Consider the following 19,384-nt stretch of genomic DNA (forward strand, 5'->3'; position numbering starts at 1 on the left):
TTTCTGAGCTGCCTGCGCGGCAGCGAACCGCAGACCGACGCGGCAGCCTTCCAGTCGGGCTTTCTGAGCTGCCTGCGCGGCAGCGAACGCGTGATCGCGCCGCCGGTCAGGAGGCCATAATTTCTGAGCTGCCTGCGCGGCAGCGAACAAGAAATGACCTCCACTGACAACATCGTCTTTTTTCTGAGCTGCCTGCGCGGCAGCGAACACGGCCACCGGTGTAGACGACGACGGCGAAGATTTCTGAGCTGCCTGCGCGGCAGCGAACAGACGACACGCTCGGCGGCTTGGCGCATGGGATTTTCTGAGCTGCCTGCGCGGCAGCGAACACTGTGGGCGGTTTCGCCTTCATGATTGACAATTTCTGAGCTGCCTGCGCGGCAGCGAACAAAAATCTGATGCCGGAGACACCTACGCAACAGTTTCTGAGCTGCCTGCGCGGCAGCGAACCTGACCGCTCAATGGCCGCCGCGATGAACAAATTTCTGAGCTGCCTGCGCGGCAGCGAACGCCGAACGCTTGAGTTAAAGCGCCGACTGTAATTTCTGAGCTGCCTGCGCGGCAGCGAACGCATATCAAGTGCAGTTACGCCAGCGGCGACGTTTTCTGAGCTGCCTGCGCGGCAGCGAACTTCCAGACCCGGAGGGAGAATTCGAATACCAATTTCTGAGCTGCCTGCGCGGCAGCGAACTTTGGGTTCTCCGGCGTGGTGGACCCGGACGATTTCTGAGCTGCCTGCGCGGCAGCGAACAATTGTGGGGCGCGCTGATGGTGCCGGGAGCGTTTCTGAGCTGCCTGCGCGGCAGCGAACCAGAAGGGCAAGGACAAGCTGTTCAAGGCGGTTTTCTGAGCTGCCTGCGCGGCAGCGAACAGCGGTGGGCTGGATAGCCTGGTCGAGTTCGTTTTCTGAGCTGCCTGCGCGGCAGCGAACGTGCAGCCGCCCCACCGACACATGGAAGAAGTTTTCTGAGCTGCCTGCGCGGCAGCGAACCAGGGCCACGAGGCGCTGCATGCTCTGGCTCATTTCTGAGCTGCCTGCGCGGCAGCGAACCGACGCGCCCGGGAGCTGCAGGCGGAGCTCGAGTTTCTGAGCTGCCTGCGCGGCAGCGAACGGAAAAAATCGAGCGCGACGAGCGGCCCAATCATTTCTGAGCTGCCTGCGCGGCAGCGAACGCGAGACAGCGAGAACGGCGCGGAGAACTGCCGTTTCTGAGCTGCCTGCGCGGCAGCGAACTGCAAGCCTTGGCCGAGGACATCGCCGCAAACTTTCTGAGCTGCCTGCGCGGCAGCGAACATCATCGAGGAAGCCGCCAAGGTCGGCAGCCATTTCTGAGCTGCCTGCGCGGCAGCGAACTAGCGCTCTACTTCTCTATATTCCTGATTGTTAAAGAATAAATCGGCTCACTGCACGTTTCACCCAAGTAGGCCCATAGGATTATAACGTGTTGATTTTTCAAGCGTCCGCTGAGCCACTTGGAAAAAAGGGTCAAAACCACGGAATGGTGGCTTCCCGGCTGATCCCGTAGCTGTTGAACGCGCCCACCACGCAGCGAGTCTGTACTGGTTCGTGTTCGATGAAAAGGCTGAAACGCTGGCCGGAGCTGGTGCTGTACACGGTGAGGAACGGGGTCTTCACCTTGCGAGCAACGGTGTCCGGGATACGCTCACGCGCCTCTTCGTGGGTTTCTCCGTGTCGGCGCATGCGCCGTCGTCGAAGCCGTTCGACGTTGGTCTTGTATTGTCGGCGGCGGACGCCTCTGTGTAAGACTTCGGCCGGGACCGCGCGAAGAGGGGCGATTTCCAGTTGGCCCCGCATACCGCCCAGCCATTCCTCCTGCATCAGTGTTTCGATGCGCTCTTGGGTTCCATGGACTCGCAACCGGTTCCCAAGAGGCGGGGCTTTTTCAAAATCGGGGAGGCTGATGCCGATATCGTCAGCTTCCAGGACTACCAGCCGACGATGAAGCTTGCTGACCAGCGCTCCGAGCAAGGTGGTTTCTCTGAACTCGGGGTCTGGAAGCACGGTGAAGTCCAGATAGTGGTCCATGGTTCAGTCCGCCTTTTCGCCAAACACACCGCCGCGAACGATAGTTGCGAGCACGAAATGCTGCTGCTCTTCCGCGGGTTCCTGGTCCTTGAGAATCCAGTTGTCGAGCAGCGAGTAGAAGTCTGCCTTTTCCTTGGGCTGGCGGAATGCGGTGCCTTGGGTGGTCACCGAACCATAGGGCTCAACGGCGATTGGCCCCGTTCCGCGTTCGGTGGCGTCCGGGTACCAGGTGTCGATGGTGCGGATGGCGTTGCCCAGTTTCTGGGAATGGATCCCTGCGATCTGATCGACCGTGTAGAGGGTCTTGCTCTTGTTGCCCTGACCACGATCGAGGATCAGCTCCTGCGAGGGGAACACCTCCTGTCCGGCACCCATCCGCGCGAACGCCGTGACTTCCAGCAACACGAAGCTTTCGCCCGCAAGCCCCTGGCGGATGACCTCCGCGAGTTCCTGAAGATCCGTTTCCGCATCCCCTTGGGCCGTGAATTCTCGCACCGGAATCTCCAGCGCGTTGAAGGCCCAGGTTTGCGTCGTTGCACCATTCTCCTTGCGTTCGACGCGAACCTCGACGGCCTCGGCGCCCATGCGATTGCGCCACAGGAATCGGGCATTGGCGATGTTCTGCGCATATCGGCGCGCCAACGCGGAGAAACCATGTCTATCCACGTAGCCGCTGACCACGCTTTCGAGCTTCGCCTGGTACGGCGCGCTGTTACAGGCCGACGGCTTTCCTGCACCACCCAGCACCTTCAGCGTGAACCGCGCCATCAAGGTGTCCCGGTCGTTGGGCAGCATTGCGACATCGACCGTCTGCAGGTTGGGGTTCTGGATCGCCGCGTCCAGCTTGGCCGGATCCTGCTTGTTGGCCTTCAGGCGGTTGGAGATGGTGCCGCGCACGGATTTTTCCCGTACCGGAATGGCGATCCATTGGTCGGGATTGCCCCTGTCGGACCACTGTCCGGAATAGAGCAATGCGTCGGAGGGGTCGAGCTTGCGTTCAAAGGCAAGGACGGAAGCAGTATGAAGTTCAGTGTTCTTGGCCATGTCGGGTTCCTCCCTGGTCAGGCGTAAACGTTGGGTTCGTAGTCATTGCGAAGACGATACCGGCCATTATCCGGCTCGCTCTCCGGGTACCACAGAAGTTGTTTCGGGCTTGTCAGCTGATGCGGGCCAATCCACTGGCCGATCGAATAAAGGCTTTCGACAAACCGGAACGGGGTTTCGGCATCCCGGACAGCAGCGACGGTGCCCGGATCATGCAGCGGCCCAAGTGCGCCATAACCCACGGGAATCGGCACGATCCATCCGGATGAGCCGCGTGGCCGACGTGGTTCCCAATGAACCGTGGGTGCCTGTTCGGTATCAGCCGACTCTTCGCCATGGCATTCCCAAGTTAGCCGGGACAGATCCAGCCAGGCGTCCAACAGCGTGGATTCCGGTCTCTCTTCCCGCAACGTTTTCCAGTGGCTTTGCAGCAGGTCGTCGCGAGCAACCAGCGCGAATCCGGGAAGCCATTGCCGAAGCAGTTTTCGGTATTCCTTCGGGCGCGCTTCCGCGTCCTCGGTCACTGGGATGATTCGCGTGCTGCGCCGGCGCGCGTTGCGGGTAGGCTGTACCGTGCCGCCCGCAATGCGCAGGGTGTGGACGAGTTCCTCAATCTGCCGCGCCACTTGCTCGTTTTCGGAACTCTTGCAGCTATCTCCGCGCACGCTGAATACAAGGGTGATTTCCAGGTGAGTCCGACCCTCCTCGACGATGGCCGCTGGTCGATTCGACTGGACATCACGCTTGCTCTGAAATATTGGATTGCGAGTCAGCCGGAACGTACGCGGAAATGTCGCTGTGGAGATTTGCGGCTCGTGACGGTGGCAAATGACTCCAACGGAATCGAAGAATAGTTCCAAGCTACGTTCATCCAGTTTCCGCTCCAGCGTGTGCATCAGCCCCACGAAGGCCGTCATCGCCGGAAAGCCCCAGGTCAGCGGACTGGAGATCGCATTAGCGTTTTGCACCCGCAATCGCGGGATTTCGAGTAGGTAATTCGGCTCTTCAAGCATGCAGGAGCACCTCGCGCAGAGAGTCCTTCCAGAAACGAAATGCCGCATCGTCAAATGGAAGCCGATGCTGGAGCCTTGCGTTCAGCCAATTGCCGAATCGATGGCTCACTTTATCCACCCATTCCTCGTTCTCGCATTCGGTTGCGAAGTCCGGGTCGATATCGGCTCGGCGGGGATCGAGCCACAAGGCCTCAAACCTGTTCAGCGAGCAATCCGGAGAGGCGCTCCATCCCGGCTCCAGGGTGTGCAGCTCGGCCGCATACAGGAGCAGCTCGTCCACCAGTTTATTGAGATGTTTGTCGCGTCGCTGTCGAGTCGTGACGTTTGGCGGCGGGTTTGTCGCAAGAAATCGCTTGAGCGCGGTGACCACCTGCCGAACGCCTGGTCGGCGCCCGAAGGAAGACCGGGAAAACACGGAGTCAACGAATAGCGGTGGCCTGAGGTCACGGTTGGCCCAGTTGGGCGGCAGCGACGCGAGCAGGTAATTGGTGCCGTGCCGTTCGAGGTTGAGCTGCGAAACGTTCTGAGGCTTGGTTCCACCCAGCTTCTGGACAGCTAGATTCGGGTACTCGTGAAAACCCGTTTCACTGTATTCCCCTTCACGCCGCGCCTTGCGTGCTGCCTTTGCTTCCTCCGAAAACCGGTGGTCATTAATGGTTTGGTACACCACATGGGCGAGTGAAGCCGCGTACAGCGGTGCGAGCAGGTGAAAGTCCGTGTCTACAGTCGGGTCCCCACCCGCAAGCCAGTACACCTGTTTTGCCCGGGTGTGACTGGCCTCGATGCCGCGTGGCTCCACGATACGGGCGAAGGCCCGCAACCATTCCCGGCCCTGATCGAGATCATCGCTGAATGCGGCAGCCAGTTCGTCGTCGTCCGCCAGTACGCGACTCAGCAGCGTTCGGCCGCCATGCTCCACCTTCAAGAACTTGTAGACATCCAGCGCGGCAGCGTTACCGACCACGTCCTCGTTGAAGCCGGAACTCAGGACATGGCTGCCGACTTCCGGATGCTTCGGCAGCTCCGTCGGCGGCCGAAAAAGGTTGGTCCCTCTCGCATCCGGGTGAATCGCCTTTAGCGAATGCGTGACGACCTGAAGTTGCGCGACGCGGCGAGCAGCGTCCGCCAGCCAGTTCTCGCGTTGGTACTGCTGTTGCAACGCTAGATACTTGGGGTCGTCGGGTGCCAGCTTTTCTGCTTTGACTTCAAATCGGGCCGTCAAAAAGGCCTCAACGGAATTGCGGAGTAGGTATCCCATTAGAGCGTCTCCGTGCTCGTGGTAAGCGGAGGCAGCTGCCCCGGCGAGCTTGGACCGTAACGACCTTCGCTCTTCATGTCAATCCCTTGTACTCTTTTTTTAAACTCCCCACGAGTTCCCCCTTGTCTTTGCACTTGCGAACCCTCTCCATCCGCTTCCTTTGCGCCTGCCTGATACACTTCAGGCTGCCCCGCGAGGTTTTCTGGCGCATAGCCAGCTCAGAAACTTGTCCTCTTCTTTTTGGACTTACCTGCCGAACAGGCAGTCGCAATTCACGCGTCATTTCGGGACAGGAAGAACCCCAACGCGTCGTGGTAGCTCCAGCCGTTATCGCGGTCCGGCACCGACACGGTGCCGAAGCGGCGGGCGCAGTGCTCCAGCGGCATGTCCAATTGCTCGGCGAGGTGGGCCAGCGCGTCCATGTACGGGCGGGTAATCCATGCGCCTGTACGAGGCCCGATTACGGCCTCGAGGTTATGGCGCTGCATGAGGCTTTTCTCGACGTCGATGTAGACCGATTGGCCCCGGCTACCGGGTTCCCGGTGGATTTTCTGCAGCACCCAGTCTTCTTCCGCTTCGTCCGGCATCAGGACGAGATCGACTTCGTTCTGGCCGGTTTGATCGCGAAATCGCTGCACTTTCTGCAAGGTGCCGGTAAGGGTCGCGCGCGGAAGCTGGTACCACGAAGCCGCGTTCAGGCGCGGAGTGGCTGGCGATCTCATCGCCCGGCGTTCTCGGCGGGAAAGGGGCTGCGCGACGACGTCGACTTTGCGGGGCAGCAGGGTATCGCGCAGGCGGGCATGTTCCAGGTCCAACAACCGGTCCGCCGGCTCGAGGGGCTGCGGTTCGATGATCCGGGGCCGCGAATCGATAGTGGCGTATTCCTCCGGGCGGAGAAGTTCGCCAAGATCATGGCTGCGGAGCATCCATTCCTCACTCTCGAATCCGGGGCGGCAGTACGCGGGCTGGCCACGCCGTTCGAGCGCTTTCAGGTTGAAGTTCGGCAGGACGAGGTTGGGACCCTTGTCGGTCGGCTCGCGGTGCCGCCGGACGCGACCGGCAAGCTGGATGATCGAGCGCATCGACGAAGGCTCGACCACTGCCCAATCGTAGTCGTGGTCGCGCCCGACCTCGGTCACGGGGGAGCCGATCACGATGAACAACTGGTCCGGCTCCGGCGCGGCATCGATACGATGGCGGACCACGGGCAGTTCGAATACCGCCTCGGGCTGCTTCCGGTTGAGGATCCGGTCTAGGTTCCGTTCGATCTCCGAGCGCATCAGCAGCGGGAAACGGGAGTGATACACGCAAAGGTGAAAGCGATGGCCCTCCGGGGCGCCGTCCCGAAACAGGGTTTGCGCGACGGCAATCAGCGGCTCGATATTGGCCATGCGGATCAGGCCGAAACTGACCCGTTTCCCGCTTGCGGGGTCCACGCTGCAATGCCGTCGGTGCAGTTCCAGTGCATGGCCGCGTAGCTGCCGGGCGTATTCCTGCCGGATTTCTTCCTGCGAGCCAGTGCGGGAGATGGGTAGCGAAGCCAGTTCGGCGCTGCGCCGAGGCTGCTCCGCCGCCAGGCGCTTCTGGCGGCCTTGCACAAACCGCCCGTGTGCTGCCGCAAGCTCGGGGCCGTCCGCGCAGTCTTGCGCCAGCTTTCCGTATTCATCGAACCACGCGCAGACGATGTTGACCGGCTGGCCCGGCTCGCCACGGTTGCGCTGGAATACGGCGCGGCCTTCCCGGTAGGCCAGAAACAAGCCTTCCACCAGCGCCGGCGCCAGCGTTGCCGAGGACAACAGAACCCGTGAACCGAGCATGCCCGCCCAGTGCACCAGGCGTGTGAGTGCCGGCAGGTCCTCCAGGGCAAAGTCGTCGATCTCGTCCAGCACCAGATCACTGCTCATCAGACGCAGCATGGGCGCGATCTGCCGCCCGCCGCGGACGCTTTCCGTGGCCGGGGTCAGATGATCCACCGTGCAGGCGAGGATCGGGGCGGCGATCAGCGATCGGATCGCCGGGTCGTGCCGCAGGTGCTTCAGAACCGGATGGTTGCCGAAGTCACCTTCGTAGAAGACGTGTCCGTCCTCGTCCATGAGGTCCTGTGCTGACGCCGAGCCGTGGCGCTCCGCCTGTTCCTCGAAGTGCTCGAAGAGGATGCGGTTGGCGGTACCGCCGACCCGGATGGCGAGTTCGTCGTCCCCGAGGTGCATCAACTCCCGGAAAGCCTGCCCGGTCTGCAAGGTCAGCGTTCGCAGACCCAGCGCGATGGAAAAGCGGGCGCCCTGTTCCGGATTGGCCAGGGCATACAGGATGCGACCGTTGGCGAGGGTCTTCCCTCTTCCGGTCGAAGCCATGTTCACCCCGAAAAAACCCTGGGCGGTCGTGCGTTCGCGCAGCGACGCGGCGAGATCAAAAGCGCTGTTCTGCCACTGGAAGCGCGGGTCCGCCGTCCGCTTGCGGAATCCCTTGTGACGGGCGAGACGCGGGAGATGCCGCTCGAGCCCCGGCAACGAACGGGTAATGGCACGCGCGATGGCCTCGACGCCGATCAGATGTTCATCGAGGGGTTGGTTCAGTTGTCGGGTCGCTCGGTTCGTATTGGCATACAAACCGTATCCGGGTTCGCCCTTCACTCGATCCTTGGGATCGGTGAGGCTGGAATAGTGGTGGTCGGCCAGCATCAGGCTCATGCGCGCCAGATGCATCACGTATGGATTGTCGAGCCAGGCAGCCGGCATGCTGGGCAGTCGCCCCAGAAGTCGCTCGGCCAGGTTGCGGGCGCGACCCCGCCACTTGGACGTGGTTACCGGCAGAGGGTAATCGAACCGCCAATACGGCTGGAGCACTGTTGGCGCGGTCTCGCTGGGGCATTCGTTCCAATTCGGCGTAATGATCTCGGGCAACCCCGTGAGGCGTTCGGCCCGGAAGCCGGTCACTCGGCCTGTGGGACGACCGTCATCGTCGGGCAGCAATGGCAGCCGATGATGAGTCAGGACCAGCCAACCCACTGCGGCCGCGAGTGGCGGTAGTGTCCGGAATGGTGATTCGAGCCCTTCGACCAGGCCATCCTTCAGGAGTGCAGCGGTCCATGCCTGATCGTCATCGGCGGGAAGATCCTTCAGCCGCTCAAGCCAGCCACGATCATCGTCATTGCCAACAAAGGCCTGGAACAGGCGCAGACTGATCCATTCGTGGCGGTATTGGTTCCGGCTGAGGTTGCCGTGCGCGGTCAAACGCTGCTGGAACGCAACGCATGCCTTGCCGAGATCGTGCAGCAGAGCGGCCAGGCTGCTCAGCAGCCGGATATCCTCGCCGGTGTGCCAGTCGTTTTCGTCGCCGCGACGCAGCACATCGCGTGCGGTGGTATTCGTGGGTACCGCACCACGCAAGTTGAATCGGCTGGCATTGCCGACAATCCAGAGCAACTCGCTGCGATCACGACCGCGTATCCAGTGACAGGCCACCGCCGTGTTGCGCCGCGCGGACTGGCGCAGCAGCTTTCGGAGCATGTCCAGACCGGCCTGGGTAATCGAGGTCTGCCAGGTGCGTTCTCCGCGCCGCTCGGCGAACTGGTCCAGTATGCGGCGCGTCTCCTTGAGTGCGTTCTTGTTGCACTGAGAAACGAGGAGAACGTTCACTGCCCACCGCTCGTCACGACCCGTGCGGTGGCCTTCACGGTGTCGATCATGAAGTCGAGCGCCTCGGTGCGTGTAAGTTGTTCAATGCAGGCTTGTCGGAATTCCTGCTCCTCATCGCCCCGCACCGCCGACACGAAGGCCTGGGGCAGAATCACCGCATCCTTGACGAGATCAGCGACGTCGAAAACCAGACCCCCGCGCCGGGTCTTGCCATGCAGTACCGATAACCCGTGGGGGATGCCCAGCACCCAGGTTGCCGTCGCCCCGAGGCCGTAGGCCAGATAGTTGCCGTGATCAAGAAACCGATTGGCCGGGTCGGTTCCACCGCCATGTTTCGCGCGGGAAAAATCACCATAGCCGGTTGCCTGACAAGCGAGCCTGAACAGCTTCTTGGTCAGACGCGCCTCCTCGGTCAGGAGATCGGTGTTATCCCTCGCTGCTTCAACCGCGCGGCGCGAGGCATCGAGCGTACTGGCGAGCTGGTCGGCAGGCACCACGAAGCCCTCATCCCTGAATTCCCGATAGTTGTTCCAGTGTTGCGCGATTCGCTGTAGACGGGCCTGCTGAAAGGTCTTCGCCGCTTGCAGCCGGAGGGTATCGTCGAACCAGAACCCAACCCAGGATTGCAGATACTCGGTTGGCCGATACTCGCTTTGCGGGGACAGCCACGCGACTTCAACGGTAAGCTCGGTCGCGCTGAACAACGGCGTGCCGCCACCGCCGCAGAACCCGAGCATCACGCCCGCCTTGGCGAGTTCGCGCACCGCGGCTTGCGTAATCGACGTTCCAGTGCCCAATAGCACGGTCGTGGTGTTGGCGATCGGGATGTTCCAGTAGAAGGACTCTTTCCCTTGCTCGGTCACGTATTCGACGCGACCACCCTTCACCAGTACCCGACAGTGCTCAAGGTAGTAAAGATTCGCTCTTTTCGAGTGAAGGATCGTCTTCAATGACGACGGCTGTATCGGTTCCATATCCTTTGCCCACCGACTGCGGATCCAGCATCAATATCGCGGTACTCTGCAAGACGTGCGCCCAACCATACCACCCCCACTGGCTCAGAGAGTGAGCCAGTGACGACTACTCGACAGTGCGAATGGCCGGGGGGGCAGGATCACGAGGATCACCCGGCGAACCCAGCGCTGGTCGACCCCACGCACACACCGGGGTCACGCAGACACCGGGGTCAAACGAGACAGCGGGGTCAGGTCTCTCCCTGTAGCATGCAGCCTCCCTCCACCCACCAATGCGCAGTGCAGCGGAAACCACTTCAGCTCGCCATCGCGAGCATGCACGAGGAACGCGGCACCCACGGCCTGCCGCTGGAGGCGCTGCTGGGGCGGGGCGAATTCCGGATGCGCGGTGATTCCACGCCCCTGCCCGGACGAGACCATTCGGCCTCTCTCGGCGCTGACCGCGCCAAGCGCTACGGACCGAGGTCGGCCGGGGCTGCGACGTCCACCGGCGACCCGCCGCACCGGGCCCGGGATCCCGCGCTCGGCCCCGCGTTGCGGTGATGGTCCGCATTCAACGGCCCACAAGCGCCTCGCAGGCCCGCAGCATCGCTTGCAGGGGTTCCGGGTCCGCCAGGCGGTGGTCGTTCCCCACTTCGACCAACACCGAGGGCGACAGGCGGCTGCGCCGAACGAGTTCCTCGGAATCGGCGAAAGGGATCACGTCGTCGTCGCGCGAGTGCAGCACCCGGGTCGCAGCACCCACCGTCGTTGCCGACCCCCAGCGCTTCCATGCGGGGCACAGCAGCACTTGTGGCACCTCGCCAGAATCCAGGTTCATCGCCACCGCCCCGCCCCGCGACGAGCCCACGATCACGTCGGGGCGTTCCCGGTCGAACACCGCCTGCGCGGTCGCCACGGCGGCGGTAAAGTCATGGTCGTCCAGCGCAGGGGTCAGCACCTGGTGGCCATGGCGCGCCAGATAACTTGGTTTCACGCCCCCGGGCAGCGACTGCCAGCCATGGAGGAAAAGGATCTTCATCGGCCTCGCTGCTCCTTGTCGGGATCGGGCTCGGCGAGAGCCTGCGCACCGGCTGGCCGGGATCCCGCCAGGAACCGGAACAGCGCGCGGCTGGAACGCGGCGGCCTGCCCTCGGCCGCCTCCCTGCGGGCGTTGCGGATCAGTTGACGCAGGTGCTGGGCGTCCGTGGCCGGATGGCTTTCCAACCACTCGGTCAGCGCGGGGTCGACCGCGCGCATCAGCCGGCCGATGTACTGCAGTTGCCGGCGCACCGCGGCGCGGAGGGTGTCGGGCAGATCCATCGCGCGCATACCACCGGGGTCAGGTCTCGCCCTGTAGCATGCAGCTTCCCCTAACCGCCCAATGGTCGGTGCAGCGGAGGCCACTTCAGCTCGCCATCGCGAGCATGCACGAGGAACGCATACCACCGGGGTCAGGTCTCGCCCTGTAGCATGCAGCTTCCCCTAACCGCCCAATGGTCGGTGCAGCGGAGGCCACTTCAGCTCGCCATCGCGAGCATGCACGAGGAACGTAGCACCCAGAGCCTGATGCTGGAGGCGCTGCTGGCCGGCCCGAACTTCGGATGCGCGGTGATTCCGCGCCCTGCCCGCACAAGACCATTCGGTCCCTCTCGGCGCTGACCGCGCCAGGCAACGCAATGGGGTCAAACGCACTGGGGTCACAAACGCACTGGGGTCAGGTCTCGCTCTGTCGCATACAGGCCACCCCTTGACCGCCAAATTGTCTGTGCAGTTCTGACCGCTTTCTGGCATTGCGCGGCCCCGCCACGGCAGCCGCGGTGGACGTTCAGGGTCGGGATAAGGCAGCCTTGTCGGCGGCATCGCGATGCTGTTTCGTTGCCTGATGGGCACCTCGTGCCTGCGTCTCAGGGCCGAAGACGGTGTAGCTGATCGAATCACCCGCCCAGGAAGGGGTGGCGTCCGTGCTTGGTCGACCACTTGCCTGATGCAGTAGTTGAGAACTACGGCCTCGCTCGCGAGAATGTCAGCAAGCAAGACCACATGAGAGATGTAAGGCGATGCGCTGACTACTGTACGCACTAGACACGGCCTGCTTCTGGCACCATAAAACTTTTCTGCCTGGAATGCGGCAAGGGAGATCGTCGGCCGTCCACGCGTCGTGCTGCGTGGTTCGCGTGGTTCGCGTGGTTCGCGTGGTTCGCGTGGTTCGCGTGGTTCGCGTGGTTCGCGTGGTTCGCGTGGTTCGCGTGGTTCTCAAGGATATGGCCGGGCGCGGGAGAACGGCAATTCTTCAGTCCTGAAACACGCCATACAAACACACAAGGGACGTCATGTTCAACAAAATAATTCTGCCGGTCGCGTTTGCTGTATTGTTTCTGTTCTTGCCTGTGCAGGCCGCCGCATCACAGGTTGAGACCAGCCTGAATGAGCCCGCAAAGACCTGGCAGGGAGGCAAACTGTACCGGCCGGGTACCCTAAATGTGCTTCAGCTTGAGGGAACTTACCTAGAAATGGGCCGGCAGTACGGTCACCTCATGTCCTATGTCCTGCAGGACCTGTATCAGGAGGCTGTGGTTGACTATTTCATGGAGAAAAAAGGCCTCTCCCGGGAAACAATGCTGCAGACAGCCAAAGGGCTGTACGAATTTTATCCCAGGCGTTTCAAGGACCTTATCCAGGGCATGGCCCAGACTTCCGGCCTTGATCTGGAAGAGCAGATCATGCTCAACGCTCTGGAGCTTTACGGCACCTTGTCCGGTTGCTCGGCAATCTTTGCCTGGAATGATTTTACTGCAGGCAGCCCCCTGATTACCGGAAGAAACTACGACTGGTTTGAAAGCTATACCGATTTTGCAAGCTCGCTTACACTCACGGTGTTCAACCCTCATTCCGGTACCTCCGCCGCCATAGTGACCCTTGCCGGAGTCATCTATGCCACCACCGGCATAAATTCGGAGGGAATCTTCATTGAACTGAACAACGGCCTGCCTTCGGGCGGCAAGCTGACTCACCTTAACAGGGTGCATGCGGTCATCAATCTTCTGGCCTTCCTTTTTGATTATGAAACCATAGAACAAGTGGATGCCGCCATGCACAGCACCAGGTCCAACTTTTCTTTTATCATCAATATTGCTGACCAGAACAAGGCTTTTTCCTACGAGTGGCCGCCTTTCGGCCTAAAAAGAAGATCCGGCGAGGAAAATGGGCTGCTGGTGTCCACCAACCATTTCGCCCATCCATCCTGGGGACTGATGCTCCAGGACGGTACAGGCTTCAAATCGATAAAGAGAAGAGACAACCTTCTGAAGTTGGGCCGGGAAAACAAGGGTACAATCAATATCAGCAAAATGATGAAAATTCTGGACACTTCCATGCAGCAAGGAGGCGCTACCTGGCCCCCGGAGGGGGACATCCGTACAGTGTACCAGGTTATTGCCGAGCCTGAGACCCTGAGGCTGTGGATAAAGGTGCCCGGTCACCAGGACTGGACAGACGTGGACCTGAACGATTACTTCCAATGATCGCTATGCGCATTCTTTCGCTGTTCCTGCTGGTGGGTGTTGTCGGCATAGCACCACCTGCCGAGGGGCAGGATGCGTCGATCCTGCCGCTTCTGCGCAGCCCGCCGGAGGTGAAACCTTTCGATCCATCGGGCCGGTTCGACTTTCCGCTGGCACCGATCCCGTCACCGGCGTCATCCCCGGAGCTACCCGAGGAATGGAACTGGCACGAGGTGTTTGGTGTGCGCCTCGGTCTGCCGAAGGGGTTTACCCGCACGCCGACGGACGAGGTCGATGAATCCCGCGGGGTGGCAGCCTATTTCGGCAATCCCGATGCGTCCCTCCGCAGTGTCACGGCGATCGGACTGCATTTCACGCGGCCCGAGACGATGGCCGTTGCGGGCCTGGTCTCGCCCGAGGCGGTGGCCCGGTCGATGTCACGGCAATTTCCGTTCACCGTGGCTGCCACCGGCGAGACGGTTCCGCTGCTGGGGGAGCATTTCGACGTGCTCTCCGGCGAGGATCGTTCGCTGTTCGGTCTCTCGAGTCGCCGCCTGAGCGTGTATCTGGGGCGGACGGTGAACTCGTGGGGGTATCTGCCCATGGTGACGATCCTGCACACGAATCTCTCCGAACGCAGGGCAACCGAGTTGAACGCGGCGATCCTCGCCAGTCTGCATGCCATTGGCGGGATCGAGATCGGGATGCCCGATCCCCGCCAATTCGAGGGTCTGGTGCAGGTCCGCGTCCCGCCGGGTGGACGCTGGGTGAGTCCGGGCAGCATCCGCTTCCGGGAGGGGCGGCGGGGTCCGTTGCACGCCGAGCTTCTCATGCAGCAACTCGGTCCACTCGAGAACGCCGCCTTGCTGTTCCTCGAAAGCCGCTTCGCGGTCCTGCCGCGGGTCACCGAAGGCACGGTCGAAGGGATTCCAGTCTGGGTGTTGAACGGACCTGCGCTGAACGTGCCCGGCGCCGATGCATCGGGCGACGAGGCCGGTCCGGCCTGGCAGCGCCGCAGCCTGATCACCCGATTGTGCCCACCGAGTGCGGGCCCCGTTGTGCTGTCGGCCGCGGTCGGCCCCGACCAAACGATGGCCCAGGAGGATCTGCTGAAGCTGCCTCGTCTGACTCTCCCCGACGATGCCGCACCCTGCCCCGATCTCTACATGGCACCGCTGCAGGCGCTGTTCGACGGGCGACCGATCGCTCGCACGCTCGCCTCCGTGTCTCAGTCCGGGTTTGGCTCACCCTCGCCCATGGTCGCACCGATCAGCGAGGTCGTTGATCTGATGGGAGGTATGGTGCGCCTGTCGGTGCCGGAAAACGGCCGGATCCGCCATGAGGAACTCTTGCTGAGCGACACACCGCGCGGCGTACCCTATGCCTCTGTGAGGACACGCGTGACGGGTGCCACCGAGGAACAGGTCCGTAATCTTCTGCGCGACTTGTTCGACGGTCCGCTCGAGGTGCGCGAAGAGGTGTTCGGCGGTCAAAGGGTGTGGATCGCCGAGGGGCGGTCCCGCCACCTTCCCGGCAGCAACGTGCGCACCGTCGAGGGCGACGGATGGCGGCGGATGGCCCTGGTCACCCAGGTTTGCCCCGCGCGCTTCGGCCCGTTGGCCGCCATCGCGAGCACGCACGAGGACCGCATCGCCCAGGGTCTGACGCTGGATGCACTGCTGGGCCTGGCCGAAATCCGGATGCGCGGCGATTCCGTGCCCTGCCCGGACGAGACCATGCGGCCCCTTTCGTCGCTCACCGCGCAAGGCGCTGCGAATTGAGGCCCGCCGGCCCAACGGCGTGAGCCGGCGACTCACCGCACCGGGCCCACTCGAACACCGCCTGCGCGGTCGCCACGGCGGCGGTAAAGTCATGGTCGTCCAGCGCAGGGGTCAGCACCTGGTGGCCATGGCGCGCCAGATAACTTGGTTTCACGCCCCCGGGCAGCGACTGCCAGCCATGGAGGAAAAGGATCTTCATCGGCCTCGCTGCTCCTTGTCGGGATCGGGCTCGGCGAGAGCCTGCGCACCGCCCGGCCGGGATGCCGCCAGGAACCGGAACAGCGCGCGGCTGGCGCGCGGCGGCCTGCCCTCGGCCGCTCCCCGGCGGGCGTTGCGGATCAGTTGACGCAGGTGCTGGGCGTCCGCGGCCGGATGGCTTTCCAGCCACTCGGTCAGCGCGGCGTCGTCGGCCAACAGGCGCTCGCGCCAGCGTTCCAGCGCATGGAAATCGGCGCGCGCCCGTTCCGATTCGCCGCGCAGGGCGGCCAGCTGCGCGTCGATCGGCGCGGGGTCGACCCCGCGCATCAGCCGGCCGATGTACTGCAGTTGCCGGCGCAGTGCACCCCGGCTGGTGATGTGCTGGGCGTCCAGCACCGCGGCGCGCAGGCTCTCGGGGAGGTCTATCCGGCGCAGGCGCTCGGGCGAAAGCTTTACCAGTTCAGCGCCGAGCTTCTGCAGCCCAAGGCTCTCGCGCTTCAGTTGAGTCTTGCTGCGCCGGGCGTCGGGGTCGCTGTTTTCCATGGAATCCACCGGGTGGGTTGGGTTCGTCTGATGACCGACATTGTCCGACCCATTGTAGAAAGGCCGCGTCCACGACGGCGCGTCGATTGAAATCGAACGGGCATCTACCCGCCCGAGTTGCCCGGAGGGATGTCATCCCTGTCACGGACGCGGCGGTCGCAAACGATCAAGCCGCGGCCCGATGCCGAGGCTGGCATTGTCGAGTCTACGGGCGAACGGGGCAATTGCGACTGCGGCGGCCGTCTGCGGCTGCAGGCAACGACATGGTCGCGTCCCCCGCCACCCCGTGGCCGGCTGTGCGGGATCGACCCGGGATGCACACGCATTGGCGCCCGGAACGGTGCCGAAACGATCATTGCGGTCGAGTCTGCCCGGCAAGAAATCACTGAGCGGCTCCCACAGGGACGCGATCGGTTCCGCAGTATGCCAATCGTGAGCCGGTCACCGAAGGCGCACAGCATGCCAACACCCTGCGATGGAGCATTGGAACCGCGTACCGGCGCATTTCAAGGGATCCGCAGCTTTGGCGTTCGCCGGCAGGGGCCGCGCACAGGATCACTTTCTGAGCCACCGCCCGGGCTATAACGGTAGCGAACCACGTCCCAGGAGGTTGCCATGCATTTGATTCGTCGTCCGCCCCAGGCCCTGCGCACCCCGCTGCTCTGCGGATACACCCGCCGGCGCCGACGGCCCGAAGCACCGCCCGCGCGCTATCTGCAACGTTTGCCGCTGGCCGGGTTCGACCACCACGCCGCCGGTCGCCTGTGGCCATACCTGCGCAAGGGGCAGGCATTGCTGCTGAGCCGGGAGCTGAGCAATCCGGTGGATCCGCGCGCGGTTCGGATCACCTGGCTGGGGGAGCAGTTGGGCTACCTTCCGCGGGTCAACAATGCGCTGGCCGCGGGGTTACTGGACCGCGGTGCCCGGGTGATCGCACGCATCCACACCCTGCGCGAAAGCCGGGATCCGTGGGCGCGCATCGACCTGGACGTGTACCTGGAGCACTGGCGATGAAACGGGTACGCAAGGGTGGCCGGCAGCGGGGGCTATTTCCCCAGAGATCGGCCCACTAGGCGCGGACGACGGTCAGTCGACACGTGTGTTGATGCGGTCGACGGCGCTCAGCGCCGCGTGCGCGGCGACCTCGATGTCCGCCTCCCGCCCGGCGAGCGTCAGCCGGCCGAAGGCACCGACCGCATGGGCCTCGCATAGCGTGATGTTCGCGGCCTTTTCGGCCTCGTTCGCCGCATAGATGATATAGCCGGCTGGTTCGGTCTCGAGGATGAAGATGCTCTGACCGGGCAGGATCATCGACCCCTTGCGGTTCTGGCGGTTGATCAGCACCGCGTGGTCGGGGCTGATGCCGCGGATGATCTCGTGCCAGGCGACCCGGCACTGCTGGCGTGCCCGCGCGGTGGTGCCCATGCGATCGAACACAACCTGCGAGGACTCGAGCACGTTGCTCTGGTCGCGGTGGTGGATGACCATCGACCCGAACGCGCGTTCGACGACCATCTGGCCCAGGTGCACCTGCGCCGCCTTCAGCGCGACGTCGGTCAGGCGGTGGATCGCCATGCCCGGCTCCACTTCCAGCCAGGCACACGAATCTCCCGGCTTCGGCAGGAAACCCTGCGAAACCGTGCCCATGTACGACGCGAGCTGCGGCTGCAGCGAGTTGATGTACACGAAGGTACGCAGCGCGATGACCGCCGAATCGCGGTCATGCGGGCGCGTACGCTGTGAACTCGTCTCGTGCAACATGGGGGCTGGAATCGGTGTCTCGTCGGTTCGGACGCGGAACATCCGCGGGTGCGATGGCGATGCCGTCCGGGGTGTGCCTGCCCACAGCCGGCTTCGTGCTCCGTCGATGCATCGGCGGGGGCGCTGTGCCCGCGTCAACCCGAATTCAGGCAGCCGCGGAAGGCACGATGGACCGTGGCCCGCATCGACGATGCGCGCGGAGTGTAGCACGACTTGCAGGGTTTCTTCCCGCGGCGTTGCGCGCGGTCACCGGGCCTCGATCGTTGCGGCCGGCCCCTGCGCAACCGGCAGGTGCGGGAGCCTGGTGTACTGATCCTCGGACCGCAGCCGGTCGATCACCTCGCGCACTTCGTCGGTATCCCACTCGATCGCGGTGTTGACCGAGTAGCGGATGCGCCCGTCGCGGTCGAGGAGGAAGGAGCTGGGGAACGCAAACACGCCCCAGTCGCGGGAGACGGCGCCGTTCTCGTCCATCAGCACCGGGAAGTCGACGTCGACCTCGCGCATGAACTCGAGGATATGCTCCGGTTCCTCGCGGAAGTTGATCGAGACGATCGCGAACTCGTCCTCATCGTAGGCCCCCGCCAGCCGGTTCATCGACGGAATCTCGTGCACGCACGGCGGGCACCAGGTCGCCCAGAAGTTCACCAGCGTGACGCGCCCGAGACTTTCGTCGAGTGCATGACGGGTGCCGCGGGCGTCGACCAGATCGTAATCGGGTGCCGGGCGAGGCTGCCGCTCGATCAGACCGTAGGCGGGCGCGATCGGCTGCTCGGCCGCTTCGTCCAACGCCAGCACTGCATCCGGGCGCGGTGTCCGGGCAAGCAGCTGCGTCGCCATCAACAGCTGGTTCGGGGTGTCCGCGATCGCGGAGCGGACTTCCGGCGGCATGATGCCGGCGGAGGATTCCAGGGCCCGATTCACGGGCTCCTCGGAATACAGCAGGTAGTAGTCGCGCACCTGGTCGACCAGCCAGCCATAGGCAGGGCTGCCCGCGTCGTGCAGCGCGTCGAGCACCTCAGTCAGGCGATCGCGGTTGGCGCCGAGTGCGGGCTGGAGGATCGCCAGCGGCATGTTGGTGGCGTCCACGATGCCGAGCAACTCGGGCTGTTCGCCCGCCACCGGCGTTCCCCGGTAGAGGTTCGGGAAGAACAGGATGCCGCCGGCAACGCCGGCGGCATCACCACCCTGCTTACGCCACTCGTGCAGGCCGCGCAGCAGCGGCACCGCCATGCGGTCACAGGTCACCAGCACGATCGGGCCGCGCCCGGAGTCCACCGCAGCGTCGAGCAGCGCGGCCACCGGCCCGCCATCCAGACTGCGGATGGCCTCGCTGCTGCGCTGCAACAGCAGCGAATCGAGCAGGTCGGTGCGCCAGACCGTCGCGCCACGGCTCGCCAGGGTTTCGATCAGCGCGTTGGGGGTCACCAGTTCGCCGTACTGATTCACCAGCCAGAGGAACAGCGGGCCGTCGTTCTCGCCGCCGAACTCGTACACCTCGAGCAGGTCGCCGCTGTCGAGATCGACGGCGAAATCGGCCTGGGTGCCTGTCGCCAGCAGCAGCAACAGGCAAACGCTCACGATGCGGTTGCGAAGGATCGGCATGGCGCGCACTCTCATCGGATGATTCGGAACGGGGTTTGGA

16 protein-coding genes and 1 CRISPR repeat array (1 of these 17 cut by a window edge) are annotated in these 19,384 nt (G+C 63.4%); of the genes, 4 read left to right on the forward strand and 12 right to left on the reverse strand.

Annotation, left to right across the window (positions count from 1 at the left end; translation table 11 throughout):
* A CRISPR array of direct repeats spans positions 1-1,354; the repeat unit is 28 nt; unit sequence TTTCTGAGCTGCCTGCGCGGCAGCGAAC; it begins 2,342 nt to the left of the window's first position.
* A 132-nt stretch (positions 1,355-1,486) separates the two neighbouring features.
* The 6 genes from cas6f to cas1f form a co-directional block, all read right to left on the reverse strand.
* Positions 1,487-2,047: a type I-F CRISPR-associated endoribonuclease Cas6/Csy4 gene (gene cas6f / locus TVNIR_RS11505; RefSeq protein ID WP_015259205.1), complete on the reverse strand. Its 561-nt coding sequence runs from the start codon at positions 2,045-2,047 to the stop codon at positions 1,487-1,489.
* Between the two features lie 3 nt (positions 2,048-2,050).
* The gene (gene csy3 / locus TVNIR_RS11510) at positions 2,051-3,091 is read right to left on the reverse strand and encodes a type I-F CRISPR-associated protein Csy3 (protein ID WP_015259206.1); all 1,041 of its coding nucleotides are present in this window, start codon (positions 3,089-3,091) and stop codon (positions 2,051-2,053) included.
* A 17-nt stretch (positions 3,092-3,108) separates the two neighbouring features.
* Entirely contained in the window at positions 3,109-4,104 is a 996-nt protein-coding gene (gene csy2 / locus TVNIR_RS11515; RefSeq protein WP_015259207.1) for a type I-F CRISPR-associated protein Csy2, read from the reverse strand.
* Complete coding sequence (gene csy1 / locus TVNIR_RS11520; RefSeq protein WP_015259208.1) at positions 4,097-5,362, reverse strand: type I-F CRISPR-associated protein Csy1; 1,266 nt, start codon at positions 5,360-5,362, stop codon at positions 4,097-4,099. The genes csy2 and csy1 overlap by 8 nt, the downstream gene beginning before the upstream one ends.
* 272 nt (positions 5,363-5,634) lie before the next feature.
* A complete protein-coding gene (cas3f, locus tag TVNIR_RS11525) occupies positions 5,635-9,000 on the reverse strand; it encodes a type I-F CRISPR-associated helicase Cas3f (protein ID WP_015259209.1) in 3,366 nt (1,121 codons plus the stop codon).
* Positions 8,997-9,974 (reverse strand): type I-F CRISPR-associated endonuclease Cas1f, encoded by a 978-nt coding sequence (gene cas1f, locus TVNIR_RS11530; protein ID WP_015259210.1) that lies wholly within the window; start codon positions 9,972-9,974, stop codon positions 8,997-8,999. The genes cas3f and cas1f overlap by 4 nt, the downstream gene beginning before the upstream one ends.
* Positions 9,975-10,253: 279 nt before the next feature.
* Here cas1f and TVNIR_RS11535 point away from each other — a divergent pair, with 279 nt between their 5' ends.
* Positions 10,254-10,517 (forward strand): hypothetical protein, encoded by a 264-nt coding sequence (locus tag TVNIR_RS11535; RefSeq protein ID WP_157092271.1) that lies wholly within the window; start codon positions 10,254-10,256, stop codon positions 10,515-10,517.
* A gap of 10 nt (positions 10,518-10,527) precedes the next feature.
* On the opposite strand, the gene TVNIR_RS11540 is transcribed toward TVNIR_RS11535, so the two are convergent.
* Together TVNIR_RS11540 and TVNIR_RS11545 are read right to left on the reverse strand one after the other, a co-directional pair.
* Positions 10,528-10,995, reverse strand: coding sequence for an alpha/beta fold hydrolase (locus tag TVNIR_RS11540; protein ID WP_015259212.1), 468 nt, complete (start codon positions 10,993-10,995; stop codon positions 10,528-10,530).
* Entirely contained in the window at positions 10,992-11,276 is a 285-nt protein-coding gene (locus tag TVNIR_RS11545; protein WP_052316638.1) for a dual-action ribosomal maturation protein DarP, read from the reverse strand. Before TVNIR_RS11545 ends, TVNIR_RS11540 begins: the two co-directional genes overlap by 4 nt.
* A 1,010-nt stretch (positions 11,277-12,286) precedes the next feature.
* On the opposite strand from TVNIR_RS11545, the gene TVNIR_RS11550 reads away from it, so the two are divergent.
* Positions 12,287-13,477, forward strand: a complete 1,191-nt coding sequence (locus TVNIR_RS11550) for a C45 family autoproteolytic acyltransferase/hydolase (RefSeq protein WP_052316639.1) — start codon at positions 12,287-12,289, stop codon at positions 13,475-13,477.
* Positions 13,474-15,237, forward strand: coding sequence for a hypothetical protein (locus TVNIR_RS11555; protein ID WP_015259214.1), 1,764 nt, complete (start codon positions 13,474-13,476; stop codon positions 15,235-15,237). Before TVNIR_RS11550 ends, TVNIR_RS11555 begins: the two co-directional genes overlap by 4 nt.
* On the opposite strand, the gene TVNIR_RS11560 is transcribed toward TVNIR_RS11555, so the two are convergent.
* Both TVNIR_RS11560 and yjgA read right to left on the reverse strand, forming a co-directional pair.
* The gene (locus TVNIR_RS11560) at positions 15,212-15,436 is read right to left on the reverse strand and encodes a hypothetical protein (protein WP_015259215.1); all 225 of its coding nucleotides are present in this window, start codon (positions 15,434-15,436) and stop codon (positions 15,212-15,214) included. The genes TVNIR_RS11555 and TVNIR_RS11560 overlap by 26 nt on opposite strands.
* On the reverse strand, positions 15,433-15,978 hold the full coding sequence (gene yjgA / locus TVNIR_RS11565) for a ribosome biogenesis factor YjgA (protein WP_043739681.1): 546 nt from the start codon (positions 15,976-15,978) through the stop codon (positions 15,433-15,435). The genes TVNIR_RS11560 and yjgA overlap by 4 nt, the downstream gene beginning before the upstream one ends.
* Before the next feature lie 615 nt (positions 15,979-16,593).
* Between yjgA and TVNIR_RS11570 the strand changes: the two genes are divergently transcribed.
* Complete coding sequence (locus TVNIR_RS11570) at positions 16,594-16,992, forward strand: HIRAN domain-containing protein (protein ID WP_015259217.1); 399 nt, start codon at positions 16,594-16,596, stop codon at positions 16,990-16,992.
* Positions 16,993-17,064: 72 nt separating this feature from the next.
* Here TVNIR_RS11570 and TVNIR_RS11575 read toward each other — a convergent pair whose 3' ends face one another.
* Positions 17,065-17,739, reverse strand: coding sequence for a microcompartments protein (locus tag TVNIR_RS11575; protein WP_015259218.1), 675 nt, complete (start codon positions 17,737-17,739; stop codon positions 17,065-17,067).
* Between the two features lie 246 nt (positions 17,740-17,985).
* Positions 17,986-19,344 (reverse strand): TlpA family protein disulfide reductase, encoded by a 1,359-nt coding sequence (locus tag TVNIR_RS11580; RefSeq protein WP_015259219.1) that lies wholly within the window; start codon positions 19,342-19,344, stop codon positions 17,986-17,988.
* Positions 19,345-19,384 lie beyond the last annotated feature (40 nt).

The sequence above is a fragment of the Thioalkalivibrio nitratireducens DSM 14787 genome, from assembly GCF_000321415.2.
GTDB lineage: Bacteria > Pseudomonadota > Gammaproteobacteria > Ectothiorhodospirales > Ectothiorhodospiraceae > Thioalkalivibrio > Thioalkalivibrio nitratireducens.

Bases quoted from the DNA above. Each gene is read 5' to 3' on its own strand.
- cas6f (WP_015259205.1), bottom strand. From the start codon at position 2,047: ATGGACCACTATCTGGACTTCACCGTGCTTCCAGACCCCGAGTTCAGA.
- csy3 (WP_015259206.1), bottom strand. From the start codon at position 3,091: ATGGCCAAGAACACTGAACTTCATACTGCTTCCGTCCTTGCCTTTGAA.
- csy2 (WP_015259207.1), bottom strand. From the start codon at position 4,104: ATGCTTGAAGAGCCGAATTACCTACTCGAAATCCCGCGATTGCGGGTG.
- csy1 (WP_015259208.1), bottom strand. From the start codon at position 5,362: ATGGGATACCTACTCCGCAATTCCGTTGAGGCCTTTTTGACGGCCCGA.
- cas1f (WP_015259210.1), bottom strand. From the start codon at position 9,974: ATGGAACCGATACAGCCGTCGTCATTGAAGACGATCCTTCACTCGAAA.
- TVNIR_RS11540 (WP_015259212.1), bottom strand. From the start codon at position 10,995: ATGAAGATCCTTTTCCTCCATGGCTGGCAGTCGCTGCCCGGGGGCGTG.
- TVNIR_RS11545 (WP_052316638.1), bottom strand. From the start codon at position 11,276: ATGGATCTGCCCGACACCCTCCGCGCCGCGGTGCGCCGGCAACTGCAG.
- TVNIR_RS11550 (WP_052316639.1), top strand. From the start codon at position 12,287: ATGTTCAACAAAATAATTCTGCCGGTCGCGTTTGCTGTATTGTTTCTG.
- TVNIR_RS11555 (WP_015259214.1), top strand. From the start codon at position 13,474: ATGATCGCTATGCGCATTCTTTCGCTGTTCCTGCTGGTGGGTGTTGTC.
- TVNIR_RS11560 (WP_015259215.1), bottom strand. From the start codon at position 15,436: ATGAAGATCCTTTTCCTCCATGGCTGGCAGTCGCTGCCCGGGGGCGTG.
- yjgA (WP_043739681.1), bottom strand. From the start codon at position 15,978: ATGGAAAACAGCGACCCCGACGCCCGGCGCAGCAAGACTCAACTGAAG.
- TVNIR_RS11570 (WP_015259217.1), top strand. From the start codon at position 16,594: ATGCATTTGATTCGTCGTCCGCCCCAGGCCCTGCGCACCCCGCTGCTC.
- TVNIR_RS11575 (WP_015259218.1), bottom strand. From the start codon at position 17,739: ATGTTGCACGAGACGAGTTCACAGCGTACGCGCCCGCATGACCGCGAT.
- TVNIR_RS11580 (WP_015259219.1), bottom strand. From the start codon at position 19,344: ATGCCGATCCTTCGCAACCGCATCGTGAGCGTTTGCCTGTTGCTGCTG.